At 73.7% G+C, this 23,838-nt stretch carries 20 protein-coding genes; 9 read left to right on the forward strand and 11 right to left on the reverse strand.

The features are described from left to right. Positions 1 to 45 precede the first annotated feature (45 nt). Complete coding sequence (rfaE2, locus tag KME80_RS15500) at positions 46 to 1,476, forward strand: D-glycero-beta-D-manno-heptose 1-phosphate adenylyltransferase (protein ID WP_219505644.1); 1,431 nt, start codon at positions 46 to 48, stop codon at positions 1,474 to 1,476. 34 nt (positions 1,477 to 1,510) lie between these two features. Further along, positions 1,511 to 2,545 carry a glycosyltransferase family 9 protein gene (locus KME80_RS15505; protein WP_308125778.1) on the forward strand — a complete coding sequence of 345 codons (1,035 nt, stop codon included), beginning with the start codon at positions 1,511 to 1,513 and terminating at the stop codon, positions 2,543 to 2,545. Positions 2,546 to 2,625: 80 nt separating this feature from the next. Here KME80_RS15505 and KME80_RS15510 read toward each other — a convergent pair whose 3' ends face one another. The 3 genes from KME80_RS15510 to xylB all read right to left on the reverse strand — a co-directional run bounded on the left by KME80_RS15510 (position 2,626) and on the right by xylB (position 6,132). Beyond that, entirely contained in the window at positions 2,626 to 2,829 is a 204-nt protein-coding gene (locus tag KME80_RS15510; RefSeq protein ID WP_049575752.1) for a cold-shock protein, read from the reverse strand. Between the two features lie 234 nt (positions 2,830 to 3,063). Then, the gene (locus tag KME80_RS15515) at positions 3,064 to 4,245 is read right to left on the reverse strand and encodes an ROK family transcriptional regulator (protein WP_246645012.1); all 1,182 of its coding nucleotides are present in this window, start codon (positions 4,243 to 4,245) and stop codon (positions 3,064 to 3,066) included. A 474-nt stretch (positions 4,246 to 4,719) separates the two neighbouring features. Then, complete coding sequence (gene xylB, locus KME80_RS15520; RefSeq protein WP_219505645.1) at positions 4,720 to 6,132, reverse strand: xylulokinase; 1,413 nt, start codon at positions 6,130 to 6,132, stop codon at positions 4,720 to 4,722. 85 nt (positions 6,133 to 6,217) lie between these two features. Here xylB and xylA point away from each other — a divergent pair, with 85 nt between their 5' ends. Then, positions 6,218 to 7,393 (forward strand): xylose isomerase, encoded by a 1,176-nt coding sequence (xylA, locus tag KME80_RS15525; protein WP_308125779.1) that lies wholly within the window; start codon positions 6,218 to 6,220, stop codon positions 7,391 to 7,393. Between the two features lie 165 nt (positions 7,394 to 7,558). Then, a complete protein-coding gene (locus KME80_RS15530; RefSeq protein ID WP_246645013.1) occupies positions 7,559 to 8,419 on the forward strand; it encodes a CAP domain-containing protein in 861 nt (286 codons plus the stop codon). 36 nt (positions 8,420 to 8,455) lie between these two features. Here the strand turns inward: KME80_RS15530 and KME80_RS15535 are convergent, their stop codons facing one another. The 3 genes from KME80_RS15535 to KME80_RS15545 all read right to left on the reverse strand — a co-directional run bounded on the left by KME80_RS15535 (position 8,456) and on the right by KME80_RS15545 (position 11,309). Continuing rightward, positions 8,456 to 9,223 carry a hypothetical protein gene (locus KME80_RS15535; RefSeq protein WP_219505646.1) on the reverse strand — a complete coding sequence of 256 codons (768 nt, stop codon included), beginning with the start codon at positions 9,221 to 9,223 and terminating at the stop codon, positions 8,456 to 8,458. A gap of 142 nt (positions 9,224 to 9,365) precedes the next feature. Then, positions 9,366 to 10,181 carry an SAM-dependent methyltransferase gene (locus tag KME80_RS15540; RefSeq protein WP_219505649.1) on the reverse strand — a complete coding sequence of 272 codons (816 nt, stop codon included), beginning with the start codon at positions 10,179 to 10,181 and terminating at the stop codon, positions 9,366 to 9,368. A gap of 105 nt (positions 10,182 to 10,286) precedes the next feature. Beyond that, a complete protein-coding gene (locus KME80_RS15545; protein ID WP_219505650.1) occupies positions 10,287 to 11,309 on the reverse strand; it encodes a LacI family DNA-binding transcriptional regulator in 1,023 nt (340 codons plus the stop codon). 84 nt (positions 11,310 to 11,393) lie between these two features. Here KME80_RS15545 and KME80_RS52720 point away from each other — a divergent pair, with 84 nt between their 5' ends. Continuing rightward, positions 11,394 to 12,950 (forward strand): OmpA family protein, encoded by a 1,557-nt coding sequence (locus tag KME80_RS52720; RefSeq protein ID WP_219505652.1) that lies wholly within the window; start codon positions 11,394 to 11,396, stop codon positions 12,948 to 12,950. A gap of 80 nt (positions 12,951 to 13,030) precedes the next feature. Here the strand turns inward: KME80_RS52720 and KME80_RS15555 are convergent, their stop codons facing one another. The 3 genes from KME80_RS15555 to KME80_RS15565 form a co-directional block, all read right to left on the reverse strand. Beyond that, positions 13,031 to 13,513 carry a hypothetical protein gene (locus KME80_RS15555; protein ID WP_219505654.1) on the reverse strand — a complete coding sequence of 161 codons (483 nt, stop codon included), beginning with the start codon at positions 13,511 to 13,513 and terminating at the stop codon, positions 13,031 to 13,033. A 154-nt stretch (positions 13,514 to 13,667) separates the two neighbouring features. Further along, complete coding sequence (locus KME80_RS15560; RefSeq protein WP_219505656.1) at positions 13,668 to 14,789, reverse strand: hypothetical protein; 1,122 nt, start codon at positions 14,787 to 14,789, stop codon at positions 13,668 to 13,670. A 76-nt stretch (positions 14,790 to 14,865) separates the two neighbouring features. Next, a complete protein-coding gene (locus KME80_RS15565; protein ID WP_219505658.1) occupies positions 14,866 to 16,710 on the reverse strand; it encodes an AMP-dependent synthetase/ligase in 1,845 nt (614 codons plus the stop codon). Positions 16,711 to 16,847: 137 nt separating this feature from the next. On the opposite strand from KME80_RS15565, the gene KME80_RS15570 reads away from it, so the two are divergent. Continuing rightward, a complete protein-coding gene (locus tag KME80_RS15570; RefSeq protein WP_219505660.1) occupies positions 16,848 to 18,338 on the forward strand; it encodes a peptide MFS transporter in 1,491 nt (496 codons plus the stop codon). Between the two features lie 33 nt (positions 18,339 to 18,371). Then, positions 18,372 to 18,980 (forward strand): trimeric intracellular cation channel family protein, encoded by a 609-nt coding sequence (locus tag KME80_RS15575; RefSeq protein ID WP_219505662.1) that lies wholly within the window; start codon positions 18,372 to 18,374, stop codon positions 18,978 to 18,980. 6 nt (positions 18,981 to 18,986) lie between these two features. Here the strand turns inward: KME80_RS15575 and yczR are convergent, their stop codons facing one another. Next, a complete protein-coding gene (gene yczR / locus KME80_RS15580; protein WP_219505665.1) occupies positions 18,987 to 20,417 on the reverse strand; it encodes a MocR-like transcription factor YczR in 1,431 nt (476 codons plus the stop codon). Between the two features lie 63 nt (positions 20,418 to 20,480). On the opposite strand from yczR, the gene yczE reads away from it, so the two are divergent. Further along, complete coding sequence (yczE, locus tag KME80_RS15585) at positions 20,481 to 21,089, forward strand: membrane protein YczE (RefSeq protein ID WP_219505667.1); 609 nt, start codon at positions 20,481 to 20,483, stop codon at positions 21,087 to 21,089. A 61-nt stretch (positions 21,090 to 21,150) separates the two neighbouring features. After that, the gene (locus KME80_RS15590; RefSeq protein ID WP_219505669.1) at positions 21,151 to 22,956 is read left to right on the forward strand and encodes a glycoside hydrolase family 15 protein; all 1,806 of its coding nucleotides are present in this window, start codon (positions 21,151 to 21,153) and stop codon (positions 22,954 to 22,956) included. Here KME80_RS15590 and KME80_RS15595 read toward each other — a convergent pair. Then, on the reverse strand, positions 22,953 to 23,822 hold the full coding sequence (locus KME80_RS15595; RefSeq protein WP_219505671.1) for a hypothetical protein: 870 nt from the start codon (positions 23,820 to 23,822) through the stop codon (positions 22,953 to 22,955). The genes KME80_RS15590 and KME80_RS15595 overlap by 4 nt on opposite strands. Positions 23,823 to 23,838: the final 16 nt, after the last annotated feature.

Raw genomic sequence — 23,838 nt, forward strand, 5'->3', positions numbered from 1 at the left:
GCACCGTCTCTGTTTGGGCAGCGCTTCTCCAGGTAGACGCAGCGTATGAACAGCGACATCGAGGCCGTGGTCGTCGGCGACGTGATGCTCGACTCCTGGCTGCGCGGCCCGGTGCGGCGGATCGCCCAGGAGGCGCCGGTGCCGGTGGTCAGCGTGGAGGCCACCGACGAGGCGCCGGGCGGCGCCGGCAACGCGGCGGCGAACCTGGTGGCGCTCGGAGCACGGGTGCGCCTGGTGGGCGCGGTCGGGGACGACGCCTGCTCGGGCACGCTCGCCCGGGCGCTCGAACTGCTGGGCGTGGACGCCCGGCTGGTGACCGTGCCGGGCCGCCGTACCCCGCACAAGCAGCGGCTGATGGTCGGCGAGCAGCTCATCGCCCGCTACGACGAGGAGGACCGCGAGCCGCTCGGCGGCGAGGCCGAGGAGCGCGTGCTGGCCGAGCTGGAACGGGCGCTGCGCGGCGCCGACGTGGTGGTGGCCTGCGACTACGGCGGCGGCGTCTGCACGCCGGCGGTGCGGCGGGCCCTGACCGGGCTGCCGGTGCTGGTCGTGGACGCGCACGTGATCACGCCGTGGCGGGAGTGCGGCGCGACCGCGATGCTGCCCAACTACGGCGAGGTGCTGCAACTGCTCGGCGAGGACGGCGACACCGCCGACCGGGTGCGCTTCCTCACCGACCGGTCCGAGCGGCTGCTGGCGGCGTCGGGGGCGCGGATGGTGGTGACGACGCTCGACGGCGAGGGCACGCTGCTGCACCGGCCGGGGCGGCCGCCGTACCGGACGTACGCCGATCCCGCGCCGGACCACATGACGACGGGGGCGGGCGACACGTTCACCGCGGCGTTCGCGCTGTGGCTGGCGGGCGGCGCGGAGCCGGAGCAGGCGGCGCGGGCCGCGCAGGCGGCGGCCGGGGTGGTGGTGCGCAGGCCGGGCACCGCCACCTGCACCCGCCACGAGCTGCTGAAGGCGCTGCGCGGCGAGGACGAGCTGCTGCGCCCGGCCGACCGGCAGGCCGAGCGGCTCGCCGAGCGGCTGGACGAGCACCGGCGGCGCGGGGATCGGATCGTGTTCACCAACGGCTGCTTCGACGTGCTGCACCGCGGCCACGTCACCTACTTGGAACGGGCCGCGCAGCTCGGCGACGTGCTCGTGGTGGCCGTCAACAGCGACGCCAGCACGGCGCGGCTGAAGGGGCCGGGCCGGCCGATCAACTCGTGCGAGGACCGCATGTCGGTGCTGGCCGCGCTCGGCTACGTCGACTACGTGACCTCCTTCGAGGAGGACACGCCCGAGCGGCTGCTGCGGATGATCCGGCCCGACCTGTACGTCAAGGGCGGCGACTACACGGCCGCCATGCTGCCGGAGGCGCCACTGGTGCGGGCGATGGGCGGCGAGGTCATGGTGCTGGACTACGTCTCCGACCGGTCCACGACCGCGATCATCGAACGGGTGCGCTCGCTGCCGGAGCAGCCATGACCCCATTCGCGCGCCACCACGTCATGGAGCCGCCGTGAGGATCGCGGTGCTGCGGGCGAACGCGGTCGGGGACTTCCTGCTGGCGCTGCCCGCGCTGGAGGCGCTGAGCAGCCGCTACCCGGGGGCGGAGATCACGCTGCTCGGGCTGGACTGGCACGCGGCGTTTCTGCGCGGCAGGCCGGGGCCGGTGGCCGAGGTGGTGGCGCTGCCGCCGGTGACCGGCGTGTCGACGATGGAGGCCGGGCACCGGGCGCCGCCCGAGCTGTTCGCCCGGCTGCGGGAGCGGCGGTTCGACCTGGCGGTGCAGATCCACGGCGGCGGGCGGCACTCCAACCCGTTCGTGCGGGAGCTGGGCGCGGGCCTGACGGTGGGGCTGCGCGCGCCGGACGCCGAGCCGCTGGACCGGTGGGTGCACTACGGCGGCCACCAGCACGAGACGCTGCGCTTCCTGGAGGTGGCGGCGCTGGTCGGCGCCACCGCCGACCGGCTCGAACCGAGGGTGGAGGTCACCCCGGCCGACGCCGCCGAGGTGGCGGCCGTGCTCGGCGAGCCGCCGCCCGGCCTGGTCGCGATCCATCCCGGCGCGAACGACCCGCGCCGCCGCTGGCCGGTCGAGAGCTTCGCGGCCGTCGCCGACGCGCTCGGCCGGCCGGTCGTGGTCACCGGCAGCCGGGCCGAGCGGGACCTGGTCGCAGGGGTGGTGTCGGCGATGCGGCGGCCCGCCCTGCCGCTCGCGGGCGTGCTCGGCCTGGGCGGGCTGGCCGCCCTCTACCGGGCGTGCGACCTGGTGGTGGCCAACGACACCGGGCCGCGGCACCTGGCGGCGGCCGTGGGCACGGCGACCGTCGGCGTCTACTGGTGCGGCAACCTGATCAACGCGGGGCCGATCAGCCGGGACCGGCACCGGCCGCTGGTGTCGTGGACGCCGGCCTGCCCGGTGTGCGGGACCGACGGGCTCGACCCGGCCGTGCCGCGCTGCCCGCACGACCCGTCGTGGGTGGCCGGCATCCCGGTGGAGTCGGTGCTGGAGCAGGCCCACGACCTCCTGCGATCCGATCACCGGCCCTGATGATCGTGCTCCCGGCAGGGAAGGCGGAAGGCCCGCACCCTCGGGGGGTGCGGGCCTTCCGGTGAAGCCGTGTGAAGGGGTCAGGCCGGAACGATGTTCTCGGCCTGGGGGCCCTTCTGGCCCGCGGTGATGTCGAAGCTGACCTTCTGGCCTTCGCGCAGCTCGCGGTAGCCGTTGCCCGCGATGTTGGAGTAGTGGGCGAAGACGTCAGCGCCTCCACCGTCCTGCTCGATGAAGCCGAAGCCCTTTTCAGCGTTGAACCACTTCACGGTGCCAGTCGCCATGTCAATCTCCTTCGATTGGCGAAGAGTGCGGGGAAGCGCGGTTCGCGGATCCCGTGTCGCCGTAGTGACACCTGAGGAAGATGACCGCCGAAAACACAAATGCGCCCGAGGGTCACATCCCGCCAGGCGCACACGAAATCCATGGGTACCAGAACTGCAACGCCTAATACGCTAGCACGCTCCGCGCTCCCTGACGACGATCTCGCGAAGATCGACATCTGTCGTGTCGCCGCGTCATGACCAGAGTGCGGCGGGATCGTCAAGAATGCCCCGGACCGTCGCCAGCGCCGCCCCCAGCAGCGGGCCGCGACGGCCCAGCTCGGACACCGTCAGCGCCTCCGGGTCCCACGGCCGCACGGTCACCCGCGCCGCCAGCTCGCGCCGCATCGCCGGCAGCAGCCACTCCCCCAGCTCCGCGTACGCGCCGCCGAGGACCACGGCCGCCGGGTCGAGCAGGTTCACCGCCCCGGCCAGCGCCGTCCCCAGCGCCGTCCCCGCCCCGTCGAGCGCCCGGACCACCGGCGTCTCCCCCGCCCGCGCCAGCCCGGCCAGCGCCGCCACCACGTCCGCACCCTCCAGGGCCGCGCCCGCCGGGGCCGCGCCGATCGCCGCCGGGAGCGGGAGTCCCGCGGCACGCAGCACCGCCGCCTTGCCCGCGTACTGCTCCAGGCAGCCCCGGGCGCCGCACGAGCATGGGAACCCGTCCGGATGCACCGGCATGTGCCCGAGCTCGCCCGCCAGCCCCCGGGCGCCGCTGAACAGCCGCCCGCCGACCACGAGCGCCGCGCCGATGCCGCTCTCCGCCGACACGTGCACGAAGTCGTCCGCCACCGGATGCGCCCACAGCTCGGCCAGCGCGCCCAGGTTGGCCTCGTTCTCCACGCGCAGCGGCAGCTCCCCCGGCCACAGCCCGGCGACGGGAACGTCGTGCCAGCCCAGGTTCGGCGCCCTGGCCACGGTGCCGGGCACGTCCCCTACGAGGCCGGGCACCGCCACCACCGCCGCGACCGGCCGCAGCCCCAGCTCGGCGGCCCGCCGGGTGGCGTCGTCGGCCAGCTCCGACAGCGCCGCCATCACCCCGGCCGGGCCCAGCGCCGCGTTGGGGCTCTCGGCCCGCGACCACACCCGCACCTCACCGCGCAGGTCGGTGACGCAGGCGCCCAGATGCTCGACGCCCACCTCCAGCCCCAGCCCGGCCGGGCCGTCCTTGCTCACCGCCAGCGCCGTCCCCGGCCGCCCCACCCGGCCGCTCGCCGCCGGCCCCAGCTCGGTCAGCAGCCCTCCGGCGAGCAGCTCGTCCACCAGGCTGGAGACCGCGGTCCTGGTCAGCCCGGTCCGCCCCGCCACCGCCGCCCGCGACACCGGCCCGTGCGCGGCCACGGTCCCCATGACGAGCGCCAGGTTGTGCTGCCGCATCCCCTGCTGCGACGCCGGCCGCCCCCCGTCCTGCCGACGCGCCTGCTCCCAACGCCTCACACCCACACCCCCGCACCAGCAACCCGCCCGCCACTACCCCGAAGAGCCCCACCCTCCGCAGGGACGACTCCCCGCACGCGGCCCCCGCCCCCACAAGCAGCCCCCCAGCCGCAAGCGGCAGCACCCCTGGCCAACCGGGCACGCGTACGGGCACCGCCGCCGCTCCCACAGACGGGCCCGCCCCCCGCAGGAGCAACGTCCCGTACGGCGTCGGCGGCAGCAGCGCCGCGCCCGCTCCCCTGGGCGGAACTCTTGCCCTCCTCGCGGGCGCACCCGCTCTCCGGAGGGGTGGTGGCGCGCGCAAGGGGCGCGCCGTCGGGGCCGGGTCCCTGGTGGGGGGTCTCGGCCTCGAAGGAGGTCGTCAGGGGAGGGGCGGTGCTTCCGGTGGGTGGGGGCATGGGGATCTTCCGGGGGTCAGGGGGTGGTCAGGAGACGGTCGGCACGGGGCAGCGTACCGGCGATCCTGTCCATCGCCTCGGTGTCCCTGGGGAGCGGGTCGAGGAGGGTGCCGCGGGCGGTCCCCCAGCGGCGGGCGACCTCGTCGGGGGCCTCGCCCGTGAGGAGGGCGGCCGCCTGGGCGGCGGCGCCGAGGGCGACGAGCTCGCCGGCGGCGGGGATGAGGACGGGCCGGCCCGAGAGGCGGCGGATGGTGTCGCGCCAGGCGGCGCCGCGCGCGCCGCCGCCGATGAGGACGAGCGGCACGTCCGGGTCGGGCTGTTCGCCGCCGGCGCGCAGGACGTCGTCGAGGGCGGCGAGGAGCGAGTGCGCGGCTCCGTCGTAGGCGGCCTGGAGCACCTGGCCGGCGGTGGTGTCGTGGCGCAGCCCGTACAGGAGCCCGGCGGCGTGCGGCAGGTTCGGGGTGCGTTCGCCGTCGAGGTAGGGCAGGACGACGGCGGTGCCGCCGGGCTCGACGGCGTCGCGGTCGCGGCCGAGCAGGGAGGCGATCTTGTCGACGGCCTGGGTGCAGTTGAGCGTGCAGGCGAGCGGGAGCCAGTTGCCGAGGGCGTCGGCGAACCCGGCGACGACGCCGGTGGGGTCGGCGGGCCGCCTCCGGGTGACGGCGTAGACGGTGCCGGAGGTGCCGAGGCTGAGCACGGGGGTGCCGGGGAGCAGGCCGAGGCCGAGCGCGGCGGCCATGTTGTCGCCGGTGCCCGCGGCGACGGGGGTGCCTTCGGCGAGCGGCCCGCCGGGGAGCGCCGGGCCGGCGAGGCCGGTGGTGACGCGGGGCAGTCTGGCCGGGTCGAGCCCGGCGGCGTCCAGCAGGCCGGTGTCGTAGCCGGTGGGGGTCCACCAGCCGGTGCCGGAGGCGTCGCCGCGGTCGGTGACGGCCTGGCCGGTGAGGCGTTCGGTGAGGTAGTCGTGGGGCAGCCGGACGGCGGCGGCGCGGGCGGCATGGGCGGGCTCGTTCTCGGTCAGCCAGAGCCATTTGGTCAGGGTGAAGGCTGCGGTGGGGACGCTGCCGACGCGTTCGGCGAGCCGGTCGGCGCCGTGCTCGGCGACCAGGGCGGCGGCCTGGCCGGCGGAGCGGACGTCGTTCCAGAGCAGGGCGGGGCGTACGGGCTCGCCGGCGTCGTCCAGGGTGACGAGGCCGTGCTGCTGGCCGCCGACGGAGGCGGCGGCGGCGCGGGCGGCGTGGCCGGTGGCCTCGACGGCGTCGCAGAGGGCCTGCCACCACTGCCGGGGGTCGCTCTCGCGGCCGGCGCCGGAGGTGACGGTGTGGGGGGCGCGGCCCTCGCCGACGACGGCGCCGGTGTCCACGTCCACGGCGACGGCCTTGGCCGACTGGGTAGAGCTGTCGATGCCGATGACGACGCGCTGTGCCGACATGCTGCCTCCTGCGTTCCGGGGGCGGTCTTCCCTCCGCCGCCTTGGCATATTAATTTGTTTTCTGCCCTTACGAATAGGAGTCCCAGTGACTGACAGCCTCACGCCTCGCCCGGAGCACAAGTTCTCCTTCGGTCTGTGGACCGTCGGCTGGCCGGGCCGCGACCCGTTCGGCGACGCGACCCGCCCGGCGCTCGACCCGGTGGAGACCGTCAACCGGCTCGCCGAGCTCGGCGCGTACGGGGTGACGTTCCACGACGACGACCTCATCCCGTTCGGTTCCGGCGACGCCGAGCGCGACCGCCACGTCAAGCGGTTCCGCCAGGCGCTGGACGAGACGGGCCTCGTGGTGCCCATGGCCACGACGAACCTGTTCACGCACCCGGTGTTCAAGGACGGCGGGTTCACGGCCAACGACCGTGACGTGCGCCGCTACGCACTGCGCAAGACCATCCGCAACATCGACCTGGCCGTCGAGCTGGGCGCCAAGGTCTACGTGGCGTGGGGCGGCCGCGAGGGAGCCGAGTCGGGCGGCGCCAAGGACGTGCGGGTGGCGCTCGACCGCATGAAGGAGGCCTTCGACCTGCTCGGCGAGTACGTGCTGAGCCAGGGCTACGACCTGCGCTTCGCCGTCGAGCCCAAGCCGAACGAGCCGCGCGGCGACATCCTGCTGCCGACCGTCGGGCACGCGCTGGCGTTCATCGGCGAGCTGGCCCATCCGGAGCTGGTCGGGGTCAACCCGGAGACCGGCCACGAGCAGATGGCCGGGCTCAACTTCACCCACGGCATCGCCCAGGCGCTGTGGCACGGCAAGCTGTTCCACATCGACCTGAACGGGCAGACGGGCGTCAAGTACGACCAGGACCTGCGCTTCGGCGCGGGCAACCTGCGGGACGCGTTCTGGCTGGTGGACCTGCTGGAGAGCGGCGGGTACGAGGGGCCGCGGCACTTCGACTTCAAGCCGCCGCGGACCGAGGACGTCGACGGCGTGTGGGCGTCGGCGGCCGGCAACATGCGCAACTACCTCATGCTCAAGGAGCGCGCGGCGGCCTTCCGCGCCGACCCGGAGGTGCAGGAGGCGCTGCGCGCGTCCCGGCTGGACGACCTGGCCAGGCCCACTCTGGCGGACGGGGAGACGCTGCAGGACCTGCTCGCGGACCGCGGCGCGTTCGAGGACTTCGACGCGGACGCGGCGGGGGCGCGCGGGATGGCGTTCGAGCGGCTCGACCAGCTCGCCATGGAGCACCTGCTGGGCGCCCGCTGAGACTTGGGGGCGGCCGCCTCCGGGTGGCCGCCCCTCGCGCTGCGCGGACGTCCCAGGGGTCCCGTTGGTTTACCCAGATATCCGAATTTTCCTGACAAGCTGGTTCTGGCCCCGACAGAATGCGATTTCCATCCAGCGTCTACCGGAAACTGGAGGGAACACCGCATGCGCCGATCCCTTGGGATGATCGCCTGCCTCGCCACCGCCGCCACGCTCGTGACGCCCGCCGCCCACGCGGCGAGCACGGCCTCCACCGCTCAGGCGGCCTGCCGGCTGTCCGTGACGGGACCGCAGGTCGGCGACGACGGCAGGATCCGGGCGTCCGCCACCAGGAGCGGCTGCGAGCGCCCGGCGCTGATCCGCGTGCGCGTCAAGCGCGCCCAGCCCGGCAAGGACCCGGTGGTCAGGAGCGGCGCCCGGCGGGCCACCGGCGCCCGCCTCACGCTCACGCTCCCGTGCGCCCCCGGCGTCTACTACGCGCTCGCCACCGACTACCGCGGCCACACGGCCAGGTCCCGCCCGGTCCGGCTCACCTGCTCCCCCGCCCCGGCCCCGGCCCCGGCCCCGACCCCGTCCGCCACCGCGACGCCCGCCCCCGCCCCGACCGCCTCGCCCGCTCCCCCGGCGGGCACGGTCGGCACGGCCGAGGAGAACGAGGTCGTCCGCCTGACCAACGCCGAACGCGCCAAGGGCGGCTGCGCCCCGCTCAAGCACGACCCGCAGCTGCGCAAGGCCGCCTTCGGCCACTCCTCCGACATGGCCGCCCGCGGCTACTTCAGCCACACCTCCCAGGACGGCCGCTCGTTCATGGACCGCATCCGGGCGGCCGGGTTCACCGGCGGCACCGGCTGGGCCGAGAACATCGCCATGGGCCAGCGCACCCCGGCCGCGGTGGTCAGCGGCTGGATGAACAGCTCCGGCCACCGGGCGAACATCATGAACTGCAAGTACACGCTCATCGGCGTGGGCGCGGCCAAGAACGCCAAGGGCCAGACCTACTGGACCCAGAACTTCGCCGCCCGCTGATCCGTACGGCCCCCGGCGCGCCCCGGGGGCCGTACGTCACTCCTGAAGGGGCTGCGGCTCCGGGTTCAGCACCACCACGCGCGGCGCCACTCCCGTGATGGCCACGTGCAGGGTCAGCGTGACCAGGTTGTAGGCGACGTGCACGGCGATGGCGGCGGGGAGCCCGTACTCGAACATCACCAGGAACAGGAACATGCCCATGTACCAGGACCAGATCCACCCGATCAGCCCCTGGTAGAGGTGGCCGTTGCGGAAGCGGCCGTTGCTGGCGAGGATCGCCGCGGCCACGGCCCAGGCGCCGAGCGTGAGCTGCTCGTGCAGCATGCCGAAGGTGGCGAGGTCGGCGAGCGGGATGAGCACCTCGGTGAACAGCCACCGCACCGGGTGCAGGTCGGCGAAGCCCAGCAGGACGAAGTCGGCGAAGGTGGCGCCGGCGATGGCCGCGTAGAAGAGCACCCACCGGAACGCGATCTCCTCCAGCGCGCTCTGGAACAGCATCCGGGCCGGCCCGAGCCGGATGACCTGGGCGTCCTCGACGCCGTAGGCGGCGATCTGCCGCTGGGCGTGGCGCTGGCGGGGCGCGGCGATGGCGGTGATCAGCAGCCCGGCCGCCAGGACCGGCCAGACGAGCGTGACCGCGCCGGTGAACGCGGGCCAGAGCGGCCGGTCGAGGGCCCAGAACGTGTCGAGCTCGAACGGGATGACGTCGGGTGCGAGCCATTCGAGCGCCAGCACCAGCAGGGCGGAGAGCCCCAAGCCGAAGGGGAGGATGCAGCAGGACAGGGCGAAGCCTAACAATGGCATGCCGGAGGCCCTTCTGAAGGGTTCAGCCTCTCTCCATCATGCCGAGAAACGGGGCGGAATCGGCTGCCGCCGGGGCCGGATCGGGCGGCGGCAACAGAGCCGTGGCGCGGGGGCTAGGCAGGCGCTCCCGGGACGGCCCTCCCTAGGCGGGGACCCGCCCGACGGCGCCGTCGATGCGCAGCTTGGGCATGCCGTCCATCAGCGGGATGTCGTCGTCGCCGGCGAGCCGCCAGTCCTGGACGGGCACGAGCCCGGGCCCGATCAGGTCGAAGCCGTCGAGCAGCGCCAGCACCTCGTCGCGGGAGCGGAACGTGGGGTGGGCCGGGGTGTTGGCGGTGGCCCGGTAGAGCTCGCCGCGCGCCTCGGGGTCGCTCTCCAGCATCGCGTGGGAGAGGACCAGGTGGCTGCCGGGCGCCATCCGCTTGCGGAAGGCGGCGATGATCCCGGCGGGGTCCTCCTCGTGCTTGACGAAGTGGAAGATGCCGACGAGCAGCACCCCGACGGGCTGGTCGAAGTCGATGAGGCCGGTGACGTGCGGGTCGGTCAGGATGTCGGCGGGCCGGCGCAGGTCGGCCTGGATGCTCTCCACGCCGGGCGAGTCGGCCAGCAGCACCTGGGCGTGCAGCCGCACCACCGGGTCGTAGTCGACGTAGATCACCCGGCAGGCGGGGTGCACCTCGCGGGCGACCTCGTGCACGCTGGGCGAGGTGGGGATGCCGGCGCCGACGTCGATGAACTGCCGCACGCCCTGCTCGGCCAGATGCCGTACGGCGCGCACGAGGAAGATCCGGTTGGCCCGGGCGACGAGGCGGGAGTCGGGCGCGACGGCGAGCAGCCGTTCGGCGACGGCGCGGTCGACCGCGACGTGGTCCTTGCCGCCGAGCAGGTAGTCGTAGACCCGGGCGGAACTCGGGACGCCGGGGTCGACGCCGGGCGGAACCCGCTCAAGCTCGGTCACGGAGGGGTCTCCTTCACCTCAAGCAAGCCTCAAGCAGCTTGATCGACATGCTACTCGGTCGAGCAGGGCGGATGCGTGCCTATCGGGCGGACAGCGGGGGCCGGCTCAGCGGGGCGGCGCGGTGGACTCCCTGGCCACCAGCCGCACGGCGATCCGGGTGTCGCGGCCGGTGAGCCCGGGGCGCCGGATGCGCTGCACGAGGTGCCAGACGGCCTGCGCGCCCAGCAGCTCCTTGTCGCTGGCGATCGTGGTGAGGGGAGGGGAGGCGTGCGCGGCCATGGCGATGTCGTCGTAGCCGATCACGCTGACGTCGCCGGGCACGCACAGGCCGCGCTCGCGCAGCGCGGCGAGCGCGCCGAAGGCCGACTCGTCGTTGGCGCAGAAGACGGCGGTCGGCGGCACGGGCAGGGCGAGCAGCGCCGCCATCTGCTCGTGGCCGGTCTCGGAGGTGAACTCGCCGCGCCGGACGTAGCCGGGCGGCGGGCGCAGCCCGCGCTCGGCCAAAGCCCGCCGGTAGCCGGACAGCCTGCGGGCGGCGGGCAGCACGCGCTCGTCGGCGGTGATGACGGCGGGCGGCGGGTCGGTGTGGCCGAGGTCGAGCAGGTGGCGGGTGGCCAGGTAGCCGCCGGTCTCGTCGTCGTGGCCGACCTGGTCGACGGCCAGTCCGTCGGGCAGGTCGCCGGCGGCGGACTCCAGCAGCACGCAGGTGACGCCCGCGTCGAGGATGCGAAGCAGCTGGTCGCGGGGGGCCGAGCTCAGCACGAGCAGCCCGCCGACCTGCTCACGGGCCACGCACAGCGGCAGCAGGTCGCCGCGCCGCTGCACCACCTCGTACGTCATCGACAGGCCCAGCTCGGCGCACGCCTGCTGGGCGCCGAACAGGACCGGGGCGTAGTAGGGGTTCGCCGGGGCGAACAGGTCGTTCACCCAGGAGACGAACCCGATCATCCCGCCCGGCGCGGCGGTGGCCTTGCGGGCGCGGGGCCGGTAGCCGAGCTCCTCGGCCGCCTGCCGCACGGCGGCGCCGGTGGCCGGGGACACCCAAGACTTGCCGGCGAACACCGCCGAGGCCGTGCCGATGGCCACACCCGCCCGCTCGGCGACCTCCTTGAGCGTGACCCGGCTCATCGACTCCCCCGCGTTGAAATCTTCAGCCGAGCCTACTGAACTTTCAACACGACAGGAACGGACGAATACGACATCATGCGTCCGGTGAAGCTTAGAAAGCCTGTCACGCTCGTCCTCCTGCTCGCCTCCTCGGCCTGCGGGCTGACGAACGGGGCAGAAGCACCCCAATCTGCCAGCCGGTCCAGCGCGCCGGCGTCCTCGGCGCCCGCCTCTGCGCCCGCCACCGCATCCGCCACCGCGCCCGCGACGGCCGCGCTCGCGGAGTCGCGCAGCACGCTCACGCCCGACCTCAAGGTGGAGGTCACCGGCCTGAACCGGATCGGCGGCGCGCACCTGGCCGTCCAGGTCCGGCTGACCAACACCGGCGAGTCCGACAGCATCTCGTGGACCGGCCAGCTCGGCGACCAGACGAGACCGCTGGGCCAGATCCGCTGGGCCTCCGGGATCGGCGTGCTCGACACGGCCGCGCGCTCGTGGATCCTGCCCTACCAGCCGACCGGCTCGCCGTGCCTGTGCAGCGACCAGGACCGCGACAAGCTGCCGTACTCGCTCGACCCGGGACAGTCGGTCGACCTGTACGCGATGCTGCCCGCGCCCGCGGGCTCCCCCACCACCGCCACCGTGGTCACCCCGGTGGGCCCGCCGATGCCGGACGTGCCGATCAGCGACGATCCGCCCGTCACCCCGCCCGGCGTCACCCTCCCCGACCCGGGCGCCGAGCAGGTCACCACGCTGGCCCGCCGCATCGTGACGCCGTCGGAGTCCACCGACCTGTCGGAGGAGACCGCCGACGACGGCAAGGACCTGAGCATCAGCCTCTCCTCCGACGTGCTGTTCGCGGTCAACCGGGCCACGCTCACGCCCAAGGCCAGGGCGGTGCTCGCGCGCGCCGCGAAGCTCGTCGACGCTTCCCCCGGCGACACCGTCAAGGTCGAGGGGCACGCCGACTCCTCCGGCACCGACGCGATCAACGACCCGCTCTCGGCGCGCCGCGCCCAGGCGGTCCGCAAGGCGTTGTCGGCGCTGGTCACCCGGGACGGCGTCACCTACCAGGCCCGGGGGTTCGGGTCGCGGCAGCCGCTCTACGACAACGGCACCGACGAGGGCAGGCGGCGCAACCGCCGGGTCACGGTGACGTTCGCCAAGCCGGAGCCCGCCCCGGCCGCCACCCAGCCGAGTGCGCAGCCGAGCGGCCGGCCGGCTGAGGGCCTGACCGGCTCGACCACGGCCGACGGGCAGCCGTTCAAGCTGGAGGTGACCGGCCTGCGGCGGCTGCCGGACGGGCTCGGCCTGCTCACCTACCGGGTGAAGAACGAGGGCGGCGCCGAAGCCTGGTACAACGAGCTGCACCGCGCCAAGGACTGGATGTCGTTCAAGTATCAGGCGGCCACCGCCGTCACGCTCACCGACGAGCGGGGCAAGCGCCGCTACCTGCCGGGGCGGCTCCAGGTGCCGGCCGAGAACGGCGGCGTCGACGCCTACTGCGCGTGCACCGACGTGTCCGGGGTGCGCCTGTCCAGCGAGAAGTTCGGGCCGGGGCAGGAGCGGGAGTTCTGGGGCCTGTTCGAGCTGCCGGCGGCGGCCGGGGAGCTCACCGTGGAGATCGCCGACTTCGGACCGCTGCGGGTGCCGCTCCCCTGACAGTTCCGCTCTGGGAATGCCGTGACGACGGCGAACGCCCGGTCCCTCGCGTGTGAGGGGCCGGGCGTCCGCGTGATCGGCTAGCGGTGGTGGTGGCGGCCGTAGACCTTGACCCAGTCGGTGTCGGACGACGGCTCCAGGTGGCGCGAGCCCTCGAAGACCGCCCGCCAGGTCCCGGACGAGCGGGCCTCGACCCGGGTGTGGAAGTAGCCGTCGCGGCCGGTCTTCAGCGTGTCGACGTACTCCCAGCGGCCGCTGTAGGACGGCTTGAAGAGGATGACGATCCGCTTCCAGCCGAGCCGGTGCCAGCTGCCTTCCTTGCAGCGGTTGTCGTGCAGGACCACGACGAGGCCGCTGGCGAAGTCCTCGTCGCAGTGCACGGACAGCTTGCCCTCGACGGTCAGCGGCTTGCCGCGCCAGGCGGGCTCGGGGTTGACGTCGAGGTCGAGCCGGGTCTGGCCACTGTCGTAGCCGGGGTCGGCCATCGCGGGCGCGGCCGCTCCCGCGAGCACGGTGGCGCCCATGGCGGCCGCCGCCACTCCGGCGGCGAGTCGTCGCATCATGAAACTGACTTCCTTCCCCGTATGGAACGCGCGCCGGGACGGCACACGTCACCGTCCAATGACGCGTAAGGGTAAAGAAAGGTTGCGAAACGGACGATCACAATTTCGCAACACCAATTCCGGTGATGTCGTTTATGGAGTTGTATTAGGGCTTTTATCCTGCGATTTCGTGGATTTTGGACTGGTCAGGCGCGTAGTGGCCGGTGCCCGCGTACCGCACCCGCCAGAAGCCGCCCGTCCGGTCGCGCACCGTGTGCGTGAACGAGCCCTTGGCGTCCGTGGTGACGTACCCGGCGTGCGCCCACTCGCCGGACGGGCTCTGCCGCCACAGGAGCTCCACCCGCTGCCCGCCGAACGGCGAGAGCCCGGTCAGGCCGCGCGCGTCGGCCCTCTTCAGCGAGCCGTGCAGCCGCACCCCCTCGGCGTGGCGGGACCGCTCCACCGCGACGTCCGACAGCCGCGTCTCCCGCCTGAGCTGGAACGTCTCGTACGCGGTCACGCTCGCGCCCTGCGCGCCCTTGGCCGTCGCGGTGATCGTCCAGGTGCCGGCCGGGTAGAAGCGGGTCAGCTCCTTGTCCGGCAGGAAGCGCCAGGTCTGCCAGCCGCCGCTCATCCGCATCGGGCTCGGCGCCAGCCGCCACACCAGCCGCACCGGCACCCCGGGCCGCCCCTCTGCGCCCTCTTCGCGCACCACCTGCGGCCGGAACGCGCCCGCCGCCGTCCGCACGGTCTCGGCGGCCGAGCGCACCGCCTCGGCCCCCGACCGGACGGCGTCCGCCCCGGGCCCCCCGGCCTCCCCGCCGGGCCGCCCGGCCTCCGTCGCCGGCCGGCCGGCGCCCTCGCCGGGCCGCGCCGCATCCGCGCCGTCCGCCCCCCGGTCCGCCGCGCCGTTAGCCACGCCGTTAGATGTGCCGTCCGCTGTGCCGGGCCGGGCCGGGTTCTCCTGTACGGCCTGCGCCGGTGGCAGGGCGTCGGCGCCGCCTTCGGTGACGTTCTCGTCCGGGGCGAGGACGCGGGGCCGGCCGGGCGGCGACGGGCGCTCCGCGCCGGCGGGCGGCGAGCCGGGCTCGACCGTGACGGTCACCCCGTCGCGCCCCCGCACCCCCTTGGCGACCACGTCGATCACCAGGCGGACGGAGTCGCCGGCCCCGACCACCGGAGCGGCCGGCCGTACGGTGATCTCCCGGATGGCGAGCTCGGTCGCGGCGGAGGACGCCGGTGCGGGCACCGTGAGCGCACCCGCCGCGAGCGAGACGAGAAGAAGGCTTCTGGTCATGATCAAGACGGTACGAACCGCCCGGTCATGACCTGGACCACGACACACGCCCCCGATGGCAACCGATGGCAAAAGGTCAGGAGTCGTACAGCCCGGCGATGAGGTCGGCGTACTTGGCGTGGACCACCCGCCGCTTGAGCTTGAGGCTGGGCGTCAGCTCCTCGGTCTCGGCGGTCCACTCGGCGCCGAGCAGCGCCCACCGCTTGACCTGCTGGACCCGGGCGAGCTTGGCGTTGGCGGCCTCGACGGCCGTCTCGACCTCCTTGAGCACGTCGGGGTGGGCGGCCAGGTCGGCGAGCGTGGCGAACGCGATGCCGCGCGCCTGCGCCCAGCCGGGCGCGACCTCGCCGTCGAGGGTGAGCACGGCCACCGGGTGCGGCCGGTTGTCGCCGTAGGCGAGGGCCTGGCCGATGAGGGGGTGCTCCTTGAGGTGGTTCTCGATCTCGGCCGGGGAGATGTTCTCGCCCCCGGCGGTGATGATCAGCTCCTTCTTGCGGTCGACGACCCGGTAGAAGCCGTCGGCGTCGACGGTGCCGATGTCGCCGGTGTGCAGCCAGCCGTCGGCGTCGATGAGCTCGGCGGTGGCCTCCGGGCGGCCGAGGTAGCCGGTGGTGTTGAGCGGGCTGCGGGTGAGGAGCTCGCCGTCGCCGGCGATGCGCACCTCGACGCCGGGCTCGGCGCGGCCGACGGTGCCGAGGCGGTAGCAGGCAGGGCCGTTGCCGGTGAACGCCCCCGTCGTCTCGGTCATCCCGTACACGTCGATGACCTTGAGCCCGAGCCCGGCGTAGAAGCGCTGGACCTCGCCGGCGAGCGGGGCGGCGCCGGTGGCGGTCCACTGGGCGCGGTCGAAGCCGATCATGCCGCGGATGACCGACAGGAGCGAGGCGTCGGCCTTCTCGTACGCGGCCTCGATCTCGGGGGTGAGGGTGGCGCCGTACTGCCCGGCCTCGACGTAGGCGACGCCGGCCGCCATGGCCTGCCGTACGGCCTCCTGCTGCTCCTCGGGCTGGGTGGCCAGGACGGCCAGGAGGCGGGCCATCATCTTCTCCCACACGCGGGGCACGCCGAAGAACAGCATCGGCCTGACCTGGCCGAGCGTGGCGCCGAGGTTGGCGAGGTCGGTGCAGAAGTGCACGTGGGAGACCTTGACCAGCGGCAGGTAGAGGCTGAGGACGCGCTCGGCGATGTGCGCGTAGGTGAGGTAGGAGATCTGGGTGCCGAGCAGCGGCAGCGAGGCCATCCGGTCGGTGGACTCGACCTCGTAGAAGATGTTGGTGTGGCTGAGCGGCACGCCCTTGGGCATGCCGGTGGTGCCCGAGGTGTAGAGGACGGTGGCGACGTCGGCGGGGGTGACGGCCCGCCAGCGGGCCTCGACGGTGGCGGGGTCCTCGGCCAGGCGGGCGCGGCCCAGGTCGAGGAAGTCCCGCCAGGACATGAACCGGTCGCCGTCGGGCGCCCCCTCCAGCATGATGATCGTGCGGAGGCCGGGCAGCCGGTCCAGGACGGGCTCCCAGCGGGCGAGCTCGGCGGGGCCGCCGAGCACCGCGTAGCGGGCGCCGACGTCGCCGGCGACGAAGGCGATCTGGTCGGGCGCGAACGTGGAGTAGACGGTGCAGCCGACGCCGCCCGCGTGCACGGCGCCCAGGTCGGCCAGCACGTGCTCGCTGCGGTTGACCATCATCAGCGCGACCGAGTCACCGGGCTCCAGCCCGAGCGCGGCGAAGGCGGCGGCGATCTCCAGCACGCGGCCGCGCGCCTCGGCGTAGGTGAGCGTGGCCCAGCCGCCGGCCGGGCCCTCGACGGGATCGGAGTAGGCGGGGGCGTCGGGGTGGCTTTCGGCGACCTGTCGGAGCTGCTCGCACACGGTGCGGCCGGCGATGAGCCGCTCGATCTCCGCCCGGACTTCGAGGACTTCTGCCATGGCGCGGGCCTCCAGTCAGCGACCACTTACACATTTGGCATGCATCGCACCACACCGCGCGGGTAGCGGCAAGGGTCTGGCACATCTGTGACGTAGAGTAATCTTTCACACGCTTTGAGTGACCATCGGGGGCACGGATGAGTAACGGCGGCAGGACGTTCTTCGGTCACCCGTGGGCCCTGGCGACGTTGTTCGGCACCGAGATGTGGGAGCGGTTCAGCTGGTACGGACTGCGTGCCATCCTGGCGACGTTCATGGTGGCCTCCCCCGCCAACCAGGGGCTCGGCATGACCGAGGAGACCGCCCAGGCGGTCGTCGGCGTCTACGGCGCGCTGATCTACCTGGTGGCGCTGCCCGGCGGCTGGATCGCCGACCGGATCCTCGGGCCGCGCCGGTCGGTGTTCTGGGGCGGGTTCGTCATCATGTGCGGCCACATCAGCATGGCCATCCCGGTCCAGGGGCCGATCTTCGTGTGGCTCGGCCTGCTGCTGATCATCGCGGGCACCGGCCTGCTCAAGCCGAACATCTCCGTCATGGTGGGCAAGCTCTACCCCGACGACGCCGACGCGCGCCGCGACGCCGGGTTCTCACTGTTCTACCTGGGCATCAACCTGGGCGCGTTCTTCGCCCCGATCGTGGTGGGCTGGCTGGCCGCCGGCGACCGGTGGCACCTGGGCTTCAGCGCGGCGGCGGTCGGCATGGCGCTGGGCCTGGCGCAGTACGCCTGGGGCGGCCGCCGCAGCCTGCGCGGCGTCGGCGAGCGGCCGGGCATGCCGCTGTCGCCCGCCGAGCTGCGCCGCTTCGGCCTGATGACCTGCGCGGCGGTGGCGGTCGCGGCCGTGGCGCTGGGCGCGTGGGCGGCGACCGGCACGTTCACGCTCAGCCGGTTCACGCTCGTGGTGACGGTCGTGATCCTGGCCGTGCCCGTCGTCTACTTCGGCTACATCATGCTCGGCAGCCACGACCTGACCGAGGACGAGCGGTCCAGGATGAAGGCGTACATCTGGCTGTTCATCGCCGCCGCCATCTTCTGGATGATCTACGACCTGGCGCCGAGCAAGCTGCTGTTCTTCGCGCAGAACAACACCGACCTGTCGCTGTTCGGGGTGCCGATCCAGGCGGCGACCACTCAGTCGTTCAACCCGCTGTTCATCATGATCTTCGTGCCGGTGTTCGCGGCGCTCTGGGTCAAGCTGGGCAACCGGGTCAGCACGCCGCAGAAGTTCGCCTTCGCGCTGGTCATGGTGGGGCTCAGCTTCGTCATCATGGCGCTGGCGGCGTCGCTGGCGCAGAGCGGCCGGGTGTCGGTCTGGTGGCTGGTGCTGGTCTACCTGGTGCAGGTGTTCGGCGAGCTGTCGCTCAGCCCGGTCGGCCTCTCGGTCACCACCAAGCTGGCGCCGCAGGCGTTCAAGGGGCAGATGCTCGGCGTGTGGTTCATCGCGGTGTCGGTGGGCGACGCCGTCGGCGGGCAGACCGGGCGGCTCGGCAACGTGATGTCCGAGCCCGCCTACTACCTGCTGCTGGCGGCGCTGGCGATCGTCGCCGGGCTGGCGCTGTTCATGTTCACCCGCAAGCTGCGCGCGCTGATGGCCGAGCACCACGTGCCCGCCATGCCCCCCATCCGCTAGCCGTCGCGCGGACATCCTGTAGACATTGCCAACGTGTCAGAACTTCTCGATCTCGCCGGCATCTTCGTCTTCGCGCTGTCGGGCGCCCTCATGGGCGTGCGCAAGCGGCTCGACGTGGTCGGCATGGCGGTGCTCGCCGAGATGACCGCGCTGGGCGGCGGCATCGTGCGCGACCTGGTGCTCAACGTGCGGCCCGCCGCGTTCCAGAGCCTCGGCTACGTGCTGGTGCCGGTCGTGGCCACGGCCGTGGTCTACTTCTGGCACCCGCACGTGGCCCGCGTCATGCCCGCGATCCTCGTGCTCGACGCCGCCGGCCTCGGCCTGTTCTGCGCCGTCGGCACGGCCAAGGCCCTGGAGTACGGGCTGAGCCCGCTGCACGCCGCCCTGCTGGGCGTCGTCACGGCGGTGGGCGGCGGCATGCTGCGCGACGTCCTGGCCGGCGAGATCCCCACCCTCCTGTACGACCGGCAGCTGTACGCGCTGCCCGCCCTGCTGGGCTCGGCGGCGATGGCGATCCTGTCGGAGCTCGGCCTGCACGGCTGGCCGGCCACGCTGGGCGCGGCCGTCCTCGCCTTCGTGCTGCGGATCGCCGCCATGCGCCTCAACTGGCGCGCGCCCCTCGCCAGGGGGATCACCGAATGACGCCGCTCACACCATCGGGCTGAGGGAGTCGGGGACCCGGGCGGGGCCGATCGGGCCGTGCCTGTGGGCGGCGGCGACGCGGGTGACCGCCTCCCGCAGGAGCGCGGGCGGCAGCGTGTAGGGCAGCCGCAGGTAACCCTCCAGCGTGCCCTCCAGACCGAACCAGGGGCCGGGCGCGATCCGTACGCCATGACCGGCGGCCGCCTCGGCGAGGGAGACGGCGGAGCCGGAGCCGAGCCGGATCCACAGCGTGCCGCCGCCGCGCGGCACCGCGAACTCCCACTCGGGCAGGTGCGTGCGCAGCGCGGTGACCAGGGCGTCGCGGGAGGCGCGCAGGGCGCGGCGGCGTTCGGCCCTGGTCTCCTCCAGCCGGTCGAACAGCCGCGCGACGACGAGCTGTTCGAGCACCGGGCTGGCGATGTCGGCGGCGGCGCGGTGCAGCGCCATGCGCCGGGCCAGCGCGGCGGTGGTGCGGATCCAGCCGATGCGCAGCCCGCCCCACCACAGCTTGGACGCCGACCCGATGCTGATCACCCGGCCGTCGGTGTCGAAGGCCGCCATGGGGGCGGTGCGGGGCACGTCGTCCAGGGCCAGCTCGGCCCACGTCTCGTCGACGAGCAGCGTGGTGCCGCAGCGCCGGGCGGCGCCGGTGAGCGCGGCGCGGGTGGCGTCGTCCATGAGCGCGCCGGTGGGGTTCTGGAAGTCGGGCATCAGGTAGGCGAGGCGGGCGGCCGGCTGGCGCATGGCGGCGGCGACGAGGTCGGGCTGCCAGCCCTCGTGGGTGACGCCGACGGGGACGATCCGGGCGCCGCGCAGGCGGACGGCGTCGATGGCGTGCGGGTAGGTGGGCGACTCGACCACGACGGGGTCGCCCGGCCCGGTCAGCACGCCGAGGACGAGCTGGATGGCGTTCTGCGAGCCGGTGGTGATGAGGATCTGCTCCGGCCGGGTGGCCAGGCCGCGCCCGGTGTAGTAGGCGGCGATCCGCTCGCGCAGCACGGGCAGGCCGAGCGCGTGGTAGCCGTTGCCCATGCCGTAGCGGGGCAGGTCGTCGACGGCGGCGGCCATCACCTCGCGCAGCGCGGAGGGCGCGGGCGGGGCGGCGGCGTGCATCTGGATGAGGCCGCCGTCGTCGACGGCCAGCCACGGGTTGTCGGACGACACGGCGGGGTCGGGCAGCGCGGTCCAGCTTCCCGAGCCCTGCCGGCTCTCCAGGTAGCCGCGCTCGCGCAGCAGGTCGTAGGCGGCGGTCACGGTGGTGCGGCTGACCTGGAGCGTGCCGGCCAGGTGCCGTTCGGCGGGCATGCGCACGCGGACCGGGATGCGGCCGTCCATCACGAGGGCGCGCACGGCGTCGGCGAGCGCCCGGTAGTAGGGCCGGGCGTCCGGTGGGACGTCGGCGAGCCGGGCCACCTGCTGAGCCGACAGATGCTTCATAAGGCCACTTTTCCTGATTGGCCCTGTAAGGGCAAACCGGGAGCGTGCCACTCTGGGTCCATCATGAGCGAAGCGACTGTCACCCCGATCGGCTCCCTGCCCCTGCCCCTGCGCCTGCTGCGGCTCTACGGCGGCCTGGCCCTGTACGGCACCGGCATCGGCCTCCAGGTCGAGTCCGGCCTCGGCAACGGCCCGTGGGACGTCTTCCACCAGGGCGTGGCCCGCTGGACCGGCCTCAGCATCGGGACCGTCATCATCATCGTCGGCGCGGTCGTGATGCTCGCCTGGATCCCGCTGCGGCAGCGGCCGGGCCTCGGCACGATCAGCAACGTGATCTTCGTGGGGCTCTTCGCCGACGCCGCCATCCTGCTGCTCCCCTCCTCGGGCAACCCGGTGCTCGGCTGGCTCTACGTGGCGCTCGGCGTCTCGTCGATCGCGCTGGCCACCGTGCTCTACATCAGCGCCGGGATGGGCGCGGGCCCGCGCGACGGCGTCATGACCGGCCTGGTCCGGCTCGGCCTGTCGGTCCGGCTGAGCCGCTTCCTCATCGAGATCACCGTGCTGGCGGCGGGCTGGCTGCTGGGCGGCACGGTCGGGCTCGGCACCCTGCTGTTCGCCCTCGCCGTGGGCCCGCTGACCCAGGTCTTCACCCGGTGGTTCCCGCTGCGGTGACCGCGCCCCGGGGCCGGTCATGACGCGACATGACCGGCCCCGGCGCGTGTAGCGTCGAGACATGCGGATCGAGGACTACGCGCTCATCGGTGACATGCAGTCGGCCGCCCTGGTCGGCAGGGACGGCTCCATCGACTGGCTCTGCCTGCCCAGGTTCGACTCCCCCGCCTGCTTCGCGGCCCTGCTCGGCAGCGACCGCAACGGCCACTGGTGGCTGGGGCCGACCGGGCGCAGGCCGGCCGACCGGCGCCGCTACCGGCCCGAGACGCTCATCCTGGAGAGCGAGTGGGACACCCCCACCGGCACCGTCCGGGTGATCGACTTCATGCCGGCGCGTGACGTCAACCCCGACGTGGTGCGCATCGTGGAGGGCGTGTCCGGCACCGTGGAGATGTCCACGCAGCTGCGGGTGCGCTTCGACTACGGGCGGATCGTGCCGTGGATGCGCCGCACCGACGGCCACCTCCAGGCGGTCGGCGGCCCCGACTCGGTCTGGCTCCACTCCCCGGTGCCGCTCAAGGGCGGCGACTACGCCCACGTGGCCACGTTCGAGGTCAAGGAGGGCGACCGGCTGCCGTTCGTGTTCACCTGGCACCCCTCGCACGAGCCGATGCCGCCGCAGATCCACTGCGAGAACCAGCTCGCCGAGACCGAGGCCATGTGGGCCGAGTGGGTGTCGCGGTGCACCTACGACGGCCCCTGGCGGGAGGCCGTGGTCCGCTCCCTGATCACGCTGAAGGCCCTCACCTACGCCCCCACCGGCGGCATCGTGGCCGCCCCCACCACCTCGCTGCCCGAGGACCTGGGCGGCGTGCGCAACTGGGACTACCGCTTCTGCTGGCTGCGCGACGCGACGCTGACGCTCGACGCCCTGATCGGCTCCGGCTACCTGGAGGAGGCCGGCGCCTGGCGGTCGTGGCTGCTGCGCGCGATCGCCGGCCGCCCCCAGGACCTCCAGATCATGTACGGGGTCGCGGGCGAGCGCCGGCTGCCGGAGCTGGAGCTCGACTGGCTGGAGGGCTACGAGCGCTCCCGGCCGGTCCGCATCGGCAACCAGGCGGTCAACCAGCTCCAGCTCGACGTCTACGGCGAGGTGATGAGCTGCCTCTACCTCTCGCGCGCCTCCGGCCTGGCCCCCGACGACCGGGGCTGGGCCGTCCAGCGCGAGCTGCTCAACTACGTCGAGGAGCACTGGGACGAGCCGGACGAGGGGCTGTGGGAGGTCCGCGGCCCGCGCCGCCACTTCGTGCATTCCAAGATGATGTGCTGGGCGGCCCTCGACCGGGCCGTCAAGTACGTCGAGAACTTCGGCCGCACCGGCCCCGTCGACCGGTGGCGGGCGCTGCGCGACAAGGTGCACGCGGAGATCTGCGACAAGGGCTACGACCCCGGCCGCAACACCTTCACCCAGTCCTACGGCTCGCACGAGCTGGACGCCTCGCTGCTGCTCATGCCGATCATCGGCTTCCTGCCGCCGGACGACCCGCGCATGATCGGCACCGTGGCCGCCATCGAGAAGGAGCTGATGTCCGACGGGTTCGTGCTGCGCTACCCCGTGGCCGAGGACAACGACGTCGACGGGCTGCCGGGCGGCGAGGGCGCGTTCCTGGCGTGCAGCTTCTGGCTGGTGGAGGTGATGGCCATGCAGGGCCGCCGCGACGAGGCGTGCGCGCTGTTCGACCGGCTGCTGGCGCTGCGCAACGACCTCGGCCTGCTCGCCGAGGAGTACGACCCGCGCTACGACCGGCTGGTGGGCAACTTCCCGCAGGCGTTCTCGCACGTCCCTCTCATCCACGCGGCCCGCGCCCTCAGCGGCGACCCGCGCGTGGAGCCCCGGGCGCTGAACGAGATGCCGCGCGAGCCCTAGACGGCCAGCCGGGCCAGCACCCGCGCGAACTCCGGCGGCGGGGCCACGACCAGCCTGGTCTGCCCCTGCTGCCGCACGATGTCGGCCCGGATGAGGGTCAGCCGCCCCTCGTGCCACCAGTGCACCTGCGGGCTGAGCCCGCCGGTGCGGGCGGCGTGCAGCCGCAGCCGCTCGATCGCCCGCACCACGCCGATCCCGTCCACCGGGTGCACGAGCAGCGTGTACGGGTCGGGCAGCACGACCAGGGCGCCGTCGGCGGGCACCGGCAGATAGTCCTCCAGCCAGCGCAGATGGGTCGCGGCGGCCGGGATGCGGCCGGTCAGCCGGGTCACCGGGGTGCCCGACAGCTCTATGGTCTCCACCGACAGCTTGTCGTCCAGCCTGACGTTGGAGACGGCCAGCTCCAGCGCCTGCCCGGAGGGCAGCGGCCAGCAGCCGGCCTCCTCGGGGCGCACCGGCCGGGAGCCGACCGTGAGCAGCTCCACCGCGTCGCCGTTGAGGTGGCGGCCCACCACCCGGGTCAGGTCGGCGACCTCGTCCACCGCCTCGACGCGGGTCCGCAGCAGCGGCTTGACCTGGTCGAGGTCGCACACGTCGAGCAGCTCGTCGGCCGCGGCCACGGCGCCGGCCAGGTGCTCGGAGACCAGCGTCGGCCAGTCCTCGCGGGCCCGGCGGCCGGCCTCGCGGCGCAGGCCGGTGAGCCTGACCAGGATCTCCCGCCCGCCGCCGAGCGTCAGTGACGCGCCGTCGGCGGCGAAGCGGCAGCTGTAGCCGAGCGAATCGGCCACGAGGGCGAGCAGGGAGTCGAGGTCGACGTCCTCGACCGCCCGGCGCGAGGGCTCCCGGTCACGTTTGAAAAAGTTCACGCGCCGCATCCCCCCA

It is taken from the genome of Nonomuraea ceibae (assembly GCF_019396325.1).
Taxonomy (GTDB): Bacteria; Actinomycetota; Actinomycetes; order Streptosporangiales; family Streptosporangiaceae; genus Nonomuraea; species Nonomuraea ceibae.

Coding starts and splice junctions, on each gene's coding strand:
- KME80_RS15565 (WP_219505658.1), bottom strand. CDS start 16,710: ATGGCAGAAGTCCTCGAAGTCCGGGCGGAGATCGAGCGGCTCATCGCC.
- KME80_RS15545 (WP_219505650.1), bottom strand. CDS start 11,309: ATGAGCCGGGTCACGCTCAAGGAGGTCGCCGAGCGGGCGGGTGTGGCC.
- KME80_RS15560 (WP_219505656.1), bottom strand. CDS start 14,789: ATGACCAGAAGCCTTCTTCTCGTCTCGCTCGCGGCGGGTGCGCTCACG.
- KME80_RS15530 (WP_246645013.1), top strand. CDS start 7,559: ATGCGCCGATCCCTTGGGATGATCGCCTGCCTCGCCACCGCCGCCACG.
- rfaE2 (WP_219505644.1), top strand. CDS start 46: ATGAACAGCGACATCGAGGCCGTGGTCGTCGGCGACGTGATGCTCGAC.
- KME80_RS15570 (WP_219505660.1), top strand. CDS start 16,848: ATGAGTAACGGCGGCAGGACGTTCTTCGGTCACCCGTGGGCCCTGGCG.
- KME80_RS15555 (WP_219505654.1), bottom strand. CDS start 13,513: ATGATGCGACGACTCGCCGCCGGAGTGGCGGCGGCCGCCATGGGCGCC.
- yczR (WP_219505665.1), bottom strand. CDS start 20,417: ATGAAGCATCTGTCGGCTCAGCAGGTGGCCCGGCTCGCCGACGTCCCA.
- KME80_RS15590 (WP_219505669.1), top strand. CDS start 21,151: ATGCGGATCGAGGACTACGCGCTCATCGGTGACATGCAGTCGGCCGCC.
- KME80_RS15510 (WP_049575752.1), bottom strand. CDS start 2,829: ATGGCGACTGGCACCGTGAAGTGGTTCAACGCTGAAAAGGGCTTCGGC.
- KME80_RS15515 (WP_246645012.1), bottom strand. CDS start 4,245: ATGCGGCAGCACAACCTGGCGCTCGTCATGGGGACCGTGGCCGCGCAC.
- xylB (WP_219505645.1), bottom strand. CDS start 6,132: ATGTCGGCACAGCGCGTCGTCATCGGCATCGACAGCTCTACCCAGTCG.
- yczE (WP_219505667.1), top strand. CDS start 20,481: ATGAGCGAAGCGACTGTCACCCCGATCGGCTCCCTGCCCCTGCCCCTG.
- KME80_RS15535 (WP_219505646.1), bottom strand. CDS start 9,223: ATGCCATTGTTAGGCTTCGCCCTGTCCTGCTGCATCCTCCCCTTCGGC.